The 12,025-nt window shown below is 71.5% G+C and carries 11 protein-coding genes; 6 read left to right on the top strand and 5 right to left on the bottom strand.

Going from position 1 to position 12,025, the window contains the following annotated elements; genetic code table 11:
• Nucleotides 1–37: 37 nt before the first annotated feature.
• Entirely contained in the window at nt 38–1,507 is a 1,470-nt protein-coding gene (locus CP974_RS18655) for an FAD-binding oxidoreductase (protein ID WP_078915380.1), read from the bottom strand.
• Between the two features lie 166 nt (nt 1,508–1,673).
• On the opposite strand from CP974_RS18655, the gene CP974_RS18660 reads away from it, so the two are divergent.
• A complete protein-coding gene (locus CP974_RS18660; RefSeq protein WP_031129261.1) occupies nt 1,674–2,489 on the top strand; it encodes a nucleotidyltransferase domain-containing protein in 816 nt (271 codons plus the stop codon).
• Nucleotides 2,490–2,610: 121 nt separating this feature from the next.
• Here CP974_RS18660 and CP974_RS29700 read toward each other — a convergent pair whose 3' ends face one another.
• Nucleotides 2,611–3,627, bottom strand: a complete 1,017-nt coding sequence (locus CP974_RS29700) for an LPXTG cell wall anchor domain-containing protein (protein ID WP_158100716.1) — start codon at nt 3,625–3,627, stop codon at nt 2,611–2,613.
• A 319-nt stretch (nt 3,628–3,946) separates the two neighbouring features.
• Between CP974_RS29700 and CP974_RS18675 the strand changes: the two genes are divergently transcribed.
• From CP974_RS18675 to CP974_RS18690, 4 genes are read left to right on the top strand one after another with little or no spacing between them, the layout of a single operon-like run.
• Entirely contained in the window at nt 3,947–5,683 is a 1,737-nt protein-coding gene (locus tag CP974_RS18675; protein WP_150485831.1) for a YwqJ-related putative deaminase, read from the top strand.
• 13 nt (nt 5,684–5,696) lie between these two features.
• Nucleotides 5,697–6,170 carry an SUKH-3 domain-containing protein gene (locus CP974_RS18680; protein ID WP_031129264.1) on the top strand — a complete coding sequence of 158 codons (474 nt, stop codon included), beginning with the start codon at nt 5,697–5,699 and terminating at the stop codon, nt 6,168–6,170.
• Nucleotides 6,148–6,552: a YwqJ-related putative deaminase gene (locus tag CP974_RS18685; protein WP_248287918.1), complete on the top strand. Its 405-nt coding sequence runs from the start codon at nt 6,148–6,150 to the stop codon at nt 6,550–6,552. The genes CP974_RS18680 and CP974_RS18685 overlap by 23 nt, the downstream gene beginning before the upstream one ends.
• Complete coding sequence (locus CP974_RS18690) at nt 6,552–7,496, top strand: SUKH-3 domain-containing protein (protein WP_223844526.1); 945 nt, start codon at nt 6,552–6,554, stop codon at nt 7,494–7,496. The genes CP974_RS18685 and CP974_RS18690 overlap by 1 nt, the downstream gene beginning before the upstream one ends.
• 368 nt (nt 7,497–7,864) lie before the next feature.
• Here CP974_RS18690 and CP974_RS18695 read toward each other — a convergent pair whose 3' ends face one another.
• Entirely contained in the window at nt 7,865–8,320 is a 456-nt protein-coding gene (locus CP974_RS18695) for a chorismate mutase (protein WP_031129267.1), read from the bottom strand.
• A 323-nt stretch (nt 8,321–8,643) separates the two neighbouring features.
• On the opposite strand from CP974_RS18695, the gene guaA reads away from it, so the two are divergent.
• Complete coding sequence (guaA, locus tag CP974_RS18700; RefSeq protein WP_031129268.1) at nt 8,644–10,242, top strand: glutamine-hydrolyzing GMP synthase; 1,599 nt, start codon at nt 8,644–8,646, stop codon at nt 10,240–10,242.
• Between the two features lie 138 nt (nt 10,243–10,380).
• Here guaA and CP974_RS18705 read toward each other — a convergent pair whose 3' ends face one another.
• Together CP974_RS18705 and CP974_RS18710 are read right to left on the bottom strand one after the other, a co-directional pair.
• The gene (locus CP974_RS18705; protein WP_031129269.1) at nt 10,381–10,650 is read right to left on the bottom strand and encodes a hypothetical protein; all 270 of its coding nucleotides are present in this window, start codon (nt 10,648–10,650) and stop codon (nt 10,381–10,383) included.
• Nucleotides 10,637–12,022, bottom strand: a complete 1,386-nt coding sequence (locus CP974_RS18710; protein ID WP_031129271.1) for a PspC domain-containing protein — start codon at nt 12,020–12,022, stop codon at nt 10,637–10,639. The genes CP974_RS18705 and CP974_RS18710 overlap by 14 nt, the downstream gene beginning before the upstream one ends.
• Between the last annotated feature and the right edge of the window lie 3 nt (nt 12,023–12,025).

Below are 12,025 nucleotides of genomic sequence, written 5' to 3' on the forward strand. Positions count from 1 at the left end.
GGCAGCGGGTCGCGCACCCGTCCTTCCCGCGGCACGGTCAGCTGGGCGGCGGCGCGAGCGGTGCGATGTTCGCGTTGTGGCGGAAGAGGTTGCCCGGGTCGTACGCCGCCTTCACCTCCGCGAGCCGCCGGACGTTCCCGCCGTAGCCCTCCCGGAGGAGCTGCTCGCCCTCCTCCAGGAAGCCGGGGAAGTTGAGGTACACGCCGCCGGAGGAGAAGGACCGCAGGTCGGTGAAGGTGTCGCGCACCCAGGACACGTTCCGCGCCGTGTCCGCCTCCTCCTGCCAGTTCGCCTCGATGCCGAGCAGGTAGGGGGCGCCGCGGTTGGCGAAGGCGGTCTCCCGCTCGCCGACCCGCGCCATCGCGCCGCCCTGGTACCAGACGTCGAGGGTCGAGTACGGCGACGGCGCCTCGGCGGCCCGCCCGGCCAGCCGGTCGATCAGCTCGTCGCCCAGGCCCGGCGTGTTCACGGACTTCCAGTAGTAGCGCCAGCCGTCCGGGTAGTCGCCGTCCAGGAAGCTCTGCGCCTCCAGGTAGGTGGTGGGGCCGCTGAGGTCGCGGATCGGCTCGGCGGCCTCCCGCAGCGGCCGCAGCACCCGCTCCCCCTCCGCAGGGTCGCCCGGGAACAGCGCGGCGACGCCCACGAACGGCTCCCCGTGCGCCTTCTCCGGGAACTCCTCCGCCGCGGGGACCCGGCCGAGCACCCCGAGCGGAGCCACCTCCTCGGGCGCCTCGGACAGGTACCGCTCGCAGGACCGCAGCACCTGCCGGGCGCGGTCCGCCGGGTAGAACACGAAGCAGAGGAAGACCTCCGGGCCGACGGGGTGCAGCCGGTACTCGAAGGAGGTCACGACGCCGAAGTTCCCGCCGCCGCCGCGGATCGCCCAGAACAGGTCCTCGTGCTCACCGGCCCCGGCGGTGAGCAGGTTCCCGTCGGCGGTGACCACCCTCGCGGACACCAGGTTGTCGCAGCTCAGCCCGTACCTGCGGCGCAGCCACCCCATGCCCCCGGACAGGGTGAGGCCCGCGATGCCCGTCGCCGACACCACTCCCAGGGGCGTGGCGAGCCCGTGGGCCTGCGTCGCGCGGTCGACGTCCCCCAGCGTGCAGCCGCCCTCGGCCCGCACCGTGCGGGCCCCGGCGTCGACCTCGACGCCCGTCATCTCCGACAGGTCGATGACCAGCCCGTCGTCGCACAGCGCGTGCCCGGCCACGCCGTGCCCGCCGCCGCGCACCGCGGGTGAGAGCCCGTTGTCACGGGCGAAGTCCACGGCGGCGGCCACGTCGTCGTCGCCGCGGCAGCGTGCCACCAGCGCGGGCCGCCTGTCGATCACGCCGTTCCACAGTCTTCGGGCGGACTCGTAGTCCGGCTCACCGGGCCGGACGAGCCGTCCTGTCAGCCGCGCGGCGAACGCGTCGACGGATGCGGCCGGTATGCCGCCGGCCCCGCCGTCCGCCACCGCGCCGTTCCCCGCGCTCCCGCCGTCGGAGCCGCGCCTCGCGCTCATGGTGGCCACCTCCCGCTTCCCAGCATCACGCCGGACGGGACGGCACGCCATCCGTGCCCGCAGGCGCCGCCTTGCCCGGCGGGGGCCGACGGACAAGGCGAGACCTCTGACGCGGACGCCGGGCAAACGGGTCGTGTCCGTGGCCCCGTGTCAGCAGACTGAGCCCATGGACCGCCTGGAGGAGATCGCGCATCGGCTGGTGGAGGTCGGCGGCGTCGTCGCCGTGTGCCTGGGAGGCAGTCGGGCGCGAGGTACGCACAGCCCCGACTCCGATGACGACCTGGGCCTGTACTACCGGCCGCCGCTGGACACCACGGCACTGCGTCTGCTGGCGGCGGAGCTGACCGGTGAGCCGGTGGAGATCACCGAGCCGGGCGGCTGGGGACCGTGGGTGGACGGTGGCGGCTGGCTGGTCGTCGACGGCCGTCGCGTCGACTGGATCTACCGGGACCTGGACCGTGTCCACCGCGTCTGGCAGCAGTGCCGGGCCGGGCACTTCGAGGTCGGCGTCCAGCCCGGCCACCCCCTGGGGGTGTACTCCCACGCCTATGCCGGTGAAGTGGCCCTTGGGCGTGTCCTCGCCGACCCCGGAGGCGAGCTTCAGGCCTTGCGAGAGGAGACGCGCCACTATCCGGAGCCCCTGCGCGCAGCGCTCATCGGCAACGCGCGGTGGGAGGCACCGTTCATCCTGGCCGGCGCCCGCAAGGGAGCGTCCCGCGGTGACGCCTTCCACGTCGCCGGCTGCCTCTTCCGCGCGGTCGGCCTCCTCGTGCAGGCGCTCCACGCCCATGCCGGGTGCTGGCTGCTCAACGAGAAGGGTGCCGTGCGGGCCGCGGGAGGACTCACCGCCGCGCCCGCGGACTTCGCCGGACGGGCGCAGGGGTTGTTCTCCGCGCTCGGGACCACTCCGGAGACGCTCGCCGCCGCGCTCGATGACGCCGACCGGCTGGTCGCCGAGGTGTGCGGTGCCCTCGCCGGGTGACCGGCACCTCGATCACGGGATGCGCGGTGAGGCCGCCGCGTCCCGGACCGCGCGACGACACAGAAAGGCGCTGCGCCCCCCTCCGAGCGCAGCGCCTCTCCGGTCCTGTGTGGTGCCTGCCCTACGCGGCGGCACCGTTCTGGCGGCGCTTCAGCGCGAAGACGACGCCGGCGCCCGCGACGATGGCGATGCCGCCGGCGATGCCGATGGTCGGCAGCATGTCGCTGGAGCCGGTCTCGGCGAGCGTGCCGGTGACGGGCAGCTCGGCGAGCTCGCCCTGCGGCTTGGTGTCGGGCTTGTGCTCGCCCTTGCCCGGCTTGCCCGTGGCGTCGTCCACGTCACCCGGGTCGGTGCCCGCGGCGAGGATGTCGAAGACGTAGACGGTGTCGTCGCCGTACTCGCAGAGGCCGTCCTTGGTGATGCTGACGCCCGAGGAGACGACCACGCCGAAGCCGTCGGGGGCCTTGCCGTCGACCTTCAGGCGCATCTTGGCCTCGCTGTACTCGCCCTCCTTGAGGGCGTTGGAGGTGCCGAAGTAGCCGTCCTCCTCGTCGATGTCCACCCACGAGCCGCCGATGTACGCCTGGACGGTGACGAAGCGAGACATGTCGGCCTCGTCCTCGGCGTCGAAGGCCGCCGCGTACAGGTAGGCGTCGACGCCCTCGACCGCGTGGCCGGACTTGTTCTCGACGCGGAAGGTGAAGTCCTTCCAGCCGGAGCCCGCGACGACCTTCGACGGCAGCCCGCGCAGCTCGGTGCGGACGCCCTCGTTCTCCTCGTACTCCTCGCACTGGTCGGTCGGCGCCGTCGTGGAGGGCGACGGGGACGGGGTGGCGCTGCCGGACGGCGCCGGGGCGGAGGCGCTCCCGCTGGGCTCGCCCGCCTTCGGCTCCTCGCCCTTCGGCTCCTCGCCCTTGGGCTCCTCGTCCTTGGGCTTGCCGACGGACGGGGCCTGCTCCGTCTCGTCCTGGGAGGGCACCTGCTCCTCGGCCGGGGTCTCCTCGGCAGCCGGGGCCGGGGAGGACTCCGCCGTCGACGGAGTGACGCCCGCCGCGTACGCGGCCGGGGCCATGAGGAAGGCGGCGGGCGTGATGACGGCGGTCGCGGCGGCGACGGCCATGGCGCGGCGAAGCTTCAAGTCAAGACCTCGTGGTCTCGGGCGTGCCACCGGATATGGCACGGACGTGGTGTCGGGCCGCCGTCGCACACGACGGGCACGGCCCTGGGTTTCGCCTACATGACCTGCGGTGGCGACCATTGGTTGCCCTGAAACTCACAGGTTCCTTATGTGGGCTGCGTCACGTGTCACTCCAGGCGCCCTCCGGGGTCGGGCGCGCGACGACCAGAGCCCGCCACGGCGGGCCGGGCCCCTGGCCATGGGGCTGTCCACATCGTGGAGGGTGATCAGCCTGAAACCGCCTGGTCCCTCTCGGTGGCTCGTGTCAGACTTTTTGGCCTTGTTCGTTGCTGAAACGGCTTCACAGGGGAGAGCGGGGGCTTTTGCGGTGGGCTACACCGTTCCTGAAGGCGTCGACACGATGCTCGACGTCGTTGGCGTGGGGTGGCCCAACGTCGACGAGGACGCGTACCGCGACATGGCGCAAGCCTTACGCGAGTTCGCCGACGACGCGGACGACGATGCCGGAGTCGCCTACGGCCACATCCAGACCCTGCTGTCCAGTGGCCAGGCCGAATCGCTGGCGGCCCTGGACAATCACTGGTCGAAGGTGCAGGGCAAGCACAAGGATCTCGCCAAGGCAGCACGTCTGGTTGCGGGCGCGCTTGACCGTGTCGCCGACATCATCGTCGCCAGGAAGATCGCAGCTGTCGGAGAACTGGCCGACCTCTGCGCGACCGTGGGTATCACCCTGGCGCTGGCGCCCATCACCGCCGGCCTGTCGACACTGCTGGCCGGGGCCAAGATTGCAGCGACTCGCGTCGCCTTCAAGCGCATTCTGAAGGAGATGGTGGAGGCGGCCGTCGCTGAGATCGTCGCACTGCTGACCGAGCCCGCGGTCGTCGCAATCGAGAACGTTGTCGCAGATCTCGCGATTCAGGCAGCGCTCACCGCAACCGGAGCCCAGGACGGGTACGACGTCGGTCGGACGAGGCAGGCCGCCGAGGGCGGACTGCACCTGAACTCGGCTGGCGTTCCCGCTGGGCCGCCACTCGGCACCGGGCCGAAGATCGACCACGATGCTCATGGCAAGGCCGGGATGCATCTCGCCGCCGTACAGGTCACCATGCGATCTCGCGCAGGCAGCAAGCTCGGCAAGGCGAAAGGGCATCACGGTCGAGCCAAGGGGAGGGATCCTCTGACCGCTGTCCTTGACACCGCCGTCGAAGGTGTCACGGAGAAGCTCGCCAAGGCGCTCGATGATCTCGGTGACCACGTGGGCAAGAAGGTCCCTGCTGCCATCGCCGAAAGCTCCAGGACGCACAGGGGGACCGACGGTGATGTCCGCGACCGTATCAAGGCGATCTCCGCGCAGGGCGGTGGAGGGAATGGAGGTTCCGGTAGCGGAGGTGGCGGGGGAGGTGGCGGGGGTGGCAACGGCGGCGGGGGCGAGTTCGACGGGCCCAACGGCAGGGAGATCTCACCGCAACCGGGTTGGCACGGCAAGAGCGCAGGTAAAATGAAGCACCACCGGCGCGACGCGCTCGATGTGAACCATCTCAGTGAGGAGCAGCAGCGGGCCGCCCTGCTCCGGGAGACGCGCGCCTTGGCCGACGACGCTCAGCAGCAAGAGGCGGGACACAATCCGCCCGGTAAGGACCGCTTGGTGAAAGCGTGTGCAGGTGGACTTCTGCATGACGGGGTGCTCACTACTCACTCGAGTTCCACCAAGAGGCACGGCCAGACACAGCTCGATATCCATCCGGCGCTCAAGAGCGTTCTTGACCATGTGGAAGAGCAGATCCGCGCGGATGGCGAGAACCCGGGTGCCGGTCACGGCAAGTGCGCGGAGATCGCCCTCGTGTCGGACCGGCTACGAGGTCTGGAGAGCAGAGACGGCAGAGTCATCGGCAATCAGGAAGACATTCGTAGTGCGATGAGCGGAGCGCTCGTCTACTCTCTGCAGATCGGTGAACAGGATTCACCTACCGGCTTGAAGGGGCACGGCGACTACAAGGAACCCTGTAGATCGTGCTCAAGGATTCTCCCGTTGATCGGTGTTACGGCACACAGGTAGAGCGAGGCGAACCATGCCCATCCTGTCCTCGGCTCAAGAGGTGGACGCGTGGCTGACGGAGGCCGGCTGGCAGCCGGGTCGTGACGTGCTTGGCAAGGCGAATGAAGCAATTGCGGAGGTGGTGGGCCGGTATCGTTCCTACGGGGTGGAGATCAGTCCTTCCCCGCCTGCTCTTGCTTTCATCAGGGAGCACTGCTTCTTGCGCGCCGTCATGGACACTGCCCCGGAGAACTATGCCGTTTTCACGCCGCACCTTGTTTTCAAGGGGGACGCCGAGGAAGTAGCCGAACTCGCCGCAGATCTGGGCGTGGGGCTGTTTCCGATCGGCTATGACACTTACGACGGCTCCACCATCCTCATGGACGAGAAGGGTCGCTTCTTCTTCTCTCATCACACTGGCGTGTATTACCTTGGGAGTGAGAAGTATGAGGCGTTGATGAGTTTGATGAGCAGTGAGATGGAAGATGCGGAGAACTACTTTGTCTGACCTTGTTCCCGGTGTTGCGGCGTCATTGCTGATCCGCGGACGTATCTACAGTCAGACGAATTTCGGCGGTGAGGGTGAACCCAGACTCCACCCTGCGGTGCGGGACTTCTTCGAAAGTCTGCCCGTGGAACAGCGTGAGCCGTTCATTGGATACTGCGCCGAGTCTGCGCTGATCTCGGACCAGTTGTGGGGTATGGATCGCGGGCGTGTCGACCAGGAGGTGACGACGCTGGACGAAGCTGTCGCCCATTTCGCTGGTGCCGCCCTCGCCGCGAAGAAGATCCGCAGTCTCGGTGACCCGGAGCACGGCACTCCCGCGCAGGTGTGCCGTTCCTGCTCGGCACTACTCGGCCGGCTCGGCGTTGATGTCATCGAATCATGATGCGGCGGGGGAGTTCTCTGGTCGCGGCTGGGTGGTACGAGGGGCGTGACGTGCAGGAGGCCGCCATGTCGGCCGTCTTGCGTACGGTCACCCTCGTCGAGCCGGTGGCCGATGGGGCGCGGTGGGAACTGTTCCCCGCCGCAGAGCGGGCCTTGCGCGAGTTCCACGGTCTGAACCTGCGGCCGAGCGGACCGGGTCGCGATGTTGCGGCCACTGGGTGCGTGGTCGACCCGGCCGAGGCAAGGCACGCTTTCCGTACTTGCATCCGCCTCGGCGCGTCCACGGGCTCCCGGGTGTTTCCATTCGGCCGGACGGACGCCGATGCGTTGCTCGCCGTCGACGAGGAAGGGCGCCTGTTCTCCGTCGGACATGGCGGGAGCTGGCATCTCGGTGACACCGTGCGCGAGGGCTTGATCGCGTTGACGGAAGGCTTTGCTCCACGCAGGGTCGCGCCACGGCGCTGGACGTGGACCGTACCGTCCGCGTCGGGCACGCCGCCCCTCGTCTCCGCCGTGCGCACTGCTCTGGTGGCTGTCTATGTCCTTCACCGCCGTCAGGTGTTCAGCGCCCGCAGTCTGAGGCTGACCGTCACGACACTTCGCGGGATCGGCCTGAAGGCCGTCGACCGGCCGCTTCCACTACCAGCCGGCTCGTTGGAGCGGAGCGCTACGCCGCTCGTGGCGGAGATGCAGTCGTTGATCGAGGCACAAGGGTGTACCGCACAGGGTGTCGAGCTCAGGGTGACCGTGAGCGCGCCGCCCCGCACGACCGTCCCATTGGCGTCAGTCTGCTGCGCCGTGCGCACGGGGCATTCTGCGCAGGCCCCGTCCATGGCGGAGATCTCACTCGCCGCGGGGGCTGGCGCGTCGGTCGGCCGAGCGCGGGCACTTCTCCAGGCGTGTGTTGAGGACTTCGCTCGGTATGCAGGGCAGCCGCCTTCGTGAGAGGCCGGCCGGCCGCCGGGTGTCGACATCTCCCATGCCCTCTGCACGGCTGCTCCGCGGCTCACTGCTGCACCGCCGACCTGGAACGCTCGTGAACGAGGAGATGGACGGCGAGGCGGATGCCGCAGTACGCATGGGGGCGGTCGGCGCCGGGCGTCCCCGGAGCCGGCCGCCCCTCGGGTGACCGGGCTGCTGTCCCCTGCCGTCCGGTCACACACGCCGGAGTGCGGTCCCACGGCGCACACGCGGTGCGCCACACCCTCCGGCGAAGTCGCGCTCTGGCGCGGACACCGGGACCAACGACCCGGTGTGGTCCGGGTCACGCACCGTACGGGTGACGTGCGGGCGCGGTGGCGGGCCGCCCGCGATCAGACGCGGCCCCGGCACAGCTCCAGCACGTTCATCGACAGGGCCGTGCCGGGCTTGCCCAGGGCGTCCCGGTAGCGGCCCAGGATCTCCATCTCGCGGGCGAGGTTGACCCGGCGCCCGCCGGAGCCGATGCGCGCCTCCTGGATGACGGCCGAGACGGCCATGCGCTCCTGGATGAGCCCGATGATCCGGTCGTCGAGCGCGTCGATGCGCTCACGGGCGCCCGCGATCAGCTCGGCCGCGTCGTCCGAGCGCGCGCCGGTGTTCTCGGCGGCGGTCCTGGGGTCGGCCTTGGACGCGGCCCGGGGCGTGGTTCCGGCGGCGGCCTGGGGGTGGGGCGCCGCGGGGGCCCCGGGCCTGGAGGCCGCCGAGGCCGTCGTGGCACGGGCGACAGGGGCAGCGGAGGCAGCAGGGGCGGCGGGGGCGGTGCGGGCGGGGGTGGTCGTCGGGGTCATCGCTGGGGCTCCTCGTGTCTGGTGGAGGCCCCGGAACGGCGTACGGCCCGGTGGAGACGACAGACGCCCCGGGCCTTGTCGGCCCGGGGCGCCTGGTGAAGTCGTCAGTTGCTCAAGCAGCACGACCACGGCAGCCGGACCAGCCGGTGCCATAGGTAAAGACGAAGGTCGAGTGCGTGCGCATGGCGGACAGTATGACCCGCCGGTCCCCGCCGGGGCCAGCCGCGACCCGGACGGTTCGTATGGTGAGACGAAAGGAGGGTCGGCCGCGCCGGTAGAATTGACTGATACCGACCCCCTCCCACCGCCGGAAGGCCGCCGTAGTGTCATCAGCGACCCCCGCTGCCGCCTCGCCCGACACCAACCCGGACGTAGTCCTCGTTGTCGACTTCGGCGCGCAGTACGCCCAGCTCATCGCCCGTCGTGTCCGTGAGGCCCGGGTCTACAGCGAGATCGTCCCGTCCACCATGCCGGTGGCCGAGATGCTCGCCCGCAATCCCAAGGCGATCATCCTCTCCGGTGGCCCGTCCTCCGTGTACGAGGAGGGGGCGCCCCGCATCGACCGCGCGCTCTTCGAGGCCGGGGTCCCGGTCTTCGGCATGTGCTACGGCTTCCAGCTGATGGCCACGACGCTCGGCGGCACGGTCGACAACACCGGCTCCCGCGAGTACGGCCGTACGCCGCTGCACGTCACCAGGAGCGGTTCGACGCTGTTCGAGGGCACGCCCGACGAGCAGTCCGTGTGGATGTCCCACGGCGACGCCTGCTCGGCCGCGCCCGAGGGCTTCGCCGTCACCGCGTCCACGGACGTCGTCCCGGTCGCCGCCTTCGAGAACGACGAGAAGAAGCTGTACGGCGTGCAGTACCACCCCGAGGTGGTGCACTCCACGCACGGCCAGCAGATCCTCGAGCACTTCCTCTACCGGGGCGCGGGCATCAAGCCGTCCTGGACCACGGGGAACGTCATCGACGAGCAGGTCGCCGCCATCCGCGAGCAGGTCGGCGACAAGCGGGCCATCTGCGGTCTGTCCGGCGGCGTCGACTCCGCCGTGGCCGCCGCGCTGGTCCAGCGCGCCATCGGCTCCCAGCTCACCTGCGTCTACGTCGACCACGGCCTGATGCGCAAGGGCGAGACCGAGCAGGTGGAGAAGGACTTCGTCGCCGCCACGGGCGTCCAGCTCAAGGTCGTCGACGCGCAGGAGCGCTTCCTGAACGCGCTCGCCGGGGTCACCGACCCCGAGGAGAAGCGCAAGATCATCGGGCGTGAGTTCATCCGCGTCTTCGAGCAGGCGCAGGCGGAGATCATCGCGGAGGCGTCGGGCGACCAGCCCGTCGAGTTCCTGGTGCAGGGCACGCTCTACCCGGACGTGGTGGAGTCCGGCGGCGGCACGGGCACGGCCAACATCAAGTCCCACCACAACGTGGGCGGCCTCCCCGAGGACCTCGAGTTCAAGCTGATCGAGCCGCTGCGCAAGCTGTTCAAGGACGAGGTCCGCATGGTCGGCCAGGAGCTCGGCCTGCCGGAGGAGATCGTCCAGCGCCAGCCGTTCCCCGGCCCCGGCCTCGGCATCCGCATCGTCGGCGAGGTCACCAAGGAGCGCCTGGACCTGCTGCGCGAGGCTGACGCCATCGCCCGCGAGGAGCTGACGGCCGCCGGTCTGGACCGCGAGATCTGGCAGTGCCCCGTCGTGCTGCTCGCGGACGTGCGGTCCGTGGGCGTGCAGGGCGACGGCCGCACGTACGGTCACCCGATCGTGCTGCGCCCGGTGTCGTCCGAGGACGCCATGACGGCCGACTGGACGCGCATGCCGTACGACGTGCTGGCGCGCATCTCGACGCGGATCACCAACGAGGTGAAGGACGTCAACCGCGTCGTCCTCGACGTCACCAGCAAGCCGCCGGGCACCATCGAGTGGGAGTGACCTCCGGGTGACCCCGACAGCCGTCCGGTGAAGCCGCCGCCCGCGTCCGTGGGCGGCGGCTTCACCGTTCCGCGCCTGCGACGGGCGTGCCGGGCCTGGGGCGGGCGTGCCGTCGGGGCCGCCTCGCGGCCCGCCCGCCTATCCGGTGGCGCGGCCGGCCCCGGTGGGCGCGCCGGCCGCGCGGGCCGTGCCGTCCGCGGGGGTGGAACGGGCCGTACGCCGCCGCCGGACCCGGTGGCCCACCCAGCCCGCCAGCGCGGCGAGCGGCAGCCCGCAGGACAGCAGCGGCACCACCGCGTACCAGGGGGCGTCCCAGGAACCCGCCGCGTCCCCCAGGTACACCGCCGCGACGGCCAGACCCGTCACCCCGGCGACCAGCCGGCCGGGACGGAACTCATGAAACGGCACGGGCCACCTCCACCTGTCCGACGGCGACGCTCAGGTCCAGTACCAGCGTGCCGCCCGGTGCCACGGAGGGCGGCGGCGGAACGGTCCGCGTGACCTCCCGGTCCGCCGCGACCGCGTCGCCGCTGGAGGGCCAGCCGTGGGCCGGGACCGCGTCGCGTCCCTCGGGCAGCCGCACCTCGCCCAGACCGACCCGCGCACGCACCTTCACGGTCACGTCGGCGGGCACGGTGACGTCCAGCCGGCCGGCGCCCGCCTCGGCGGCCACCCGGACCATGCCGCCGCGCGGCACGTCCACGGCGCCCAGGTCCAGCGTGCCGACCCCCGAGTCGATCGCGTAGCGGGGCCGTACGTCCGCCAGGGTCGCCGGGGCCCACTCCGTCCGCGCCCACACCGTGCCGATCTGCGGCGGCACCGCCGACGCGGCGGCCAGCAGCAGCGCCGTCACCACCGTCATGAACACCGTCCCCGCACCGGTGCGGCCCAGCAGCGAGCCGACCGCCAGACCGAGCCCGAACACGACGAGCGCCGCCCCCAGGCCGAACTGGAGGCTCACCCCCAGCGGGTGCGCGCCCCACGCCGCGGCGGTGCCGGCGCATCCCGCCAGGACGGCGAGCACCAGGACGAGGCCGCCGATGGACCGCGGCCCGCGCGGCGCGGCGGCCGGAGCGTCGCCCGGCGCGGGCGCCGCGGTCGCGGGCAGCGCCCCCCAGGCCCGGTGCGGGTCCTTGGCCAGCCCCGCGTGCGGGCCCTCGGTGGGGCCCCACAAGTAGCCCATCGGCACAGGCCCCGTCGACCCGTCCTTGACTATCGGGTCGCGCCACCACGACGGGGCGCCCGGCGGGGGCGGCGCCTTGGTCTCCGGCGGGGCCTTCGTCTCCGGCGGGGCGTCCGGGCCGACCGGGTGCGCCGGGTCTGCCGCGGGCTCGCCCGGCGCGGCCAGCCGCCGCCGCTGCGACCAGGCGGCGGCCCCGCTCACCCCGCACACCAGGAGCGTGGCGAAGCCGATCGTCCCGCCGTTGCCCCCCACCATCGACAGGAAGAGTCCGCAGCCGACCAGGGCCATCAGCATCGCCACGAGCGACGCGCCGTCGACCCGGCCGGTCAGCAGCCGCCGTGCCTCGTTCTCGTCCTCGCCGTCCGCCGTGACGAACAGCCAGGCGAAGCCGTAGAAGATCAGGCCGATGCCGCCGGCCGCCGCGAGCACGCCCGTCGCGACCCGGAACACGACCGGGTCGAGGTCGAAGTGGCGCCCCAGGCCGCCGCACACCCCGGCCACGATCTTCTGCCGCCGCGTGCGGCGCAGCGGCGCGGGGTGCGGCGGGTGGTGCCCGGGGGCCTCGGGCGCCTCCGGGGTGGGCGTCGGACTCGTCATACG

Origin of the sequence: Streptomyces fradiae ATCC 10745 = DSM 40063 (genome assembly GCF_008704425.1) — a bacterium.
GTDB classification, from domain to species: Bacteria; Actinomycetota; Actinomycetes; order Streptomycetales; family Streptomycetaceae; genus Streptomyces; species Streptomyces fradiae.

Coding starts and splice junctions, on each gene's coding strand:
- CP974_RS18655 (WP_078915380.1), bottom strand. CDS start 1,507: ATGAGCGCGAGGCGCGGCTCCGACGGCGGGAGCGCGGGGAACGGCGCG.
- CP974_RS18660 (WP_031129261.1), top strand. CDS start 1,674: ATGGACCGCCTGGAGGAGATCGCGCATCGGCTGGTGGAGGTCGGCGGC.
- CP974_RS18680 (WP_031129264.1), top strand. CDS start 5,697: ATGCCCATCCTGTCCTCGGCTCAAGAGGTGGACGCGTGGCTGACGGAG.
- CP974_RS18685 (WP_248287918.1), top strand. CDS start 6,148: ATGCGGAGAACTACTTTGTCTGACCTTGTTCCCGGTGTTGCGGCGTCA.
- CP974_RS18690 (WP_223844526.1), top strand. CDS start 6,552: ATGCGGCGGGGGAGTTCTCTGGTCGCGGCTGGGTGGTACGAGGGGCGT.
- CP974_RS18695 (WP_031129267.1), bottom strand. CDS start 8,320: ATGACCCCGACGACCACCCCCGCCCGCACCGCCCCCGCCGCCCCTGCT.
- CP974_RS18710 (WP_031129271.1), bottom strand. CDS start 12,022: ATGACGAGTCCGACGCCCACCCCGGAGGCGCCCGAGGCCCCCGGGCAC.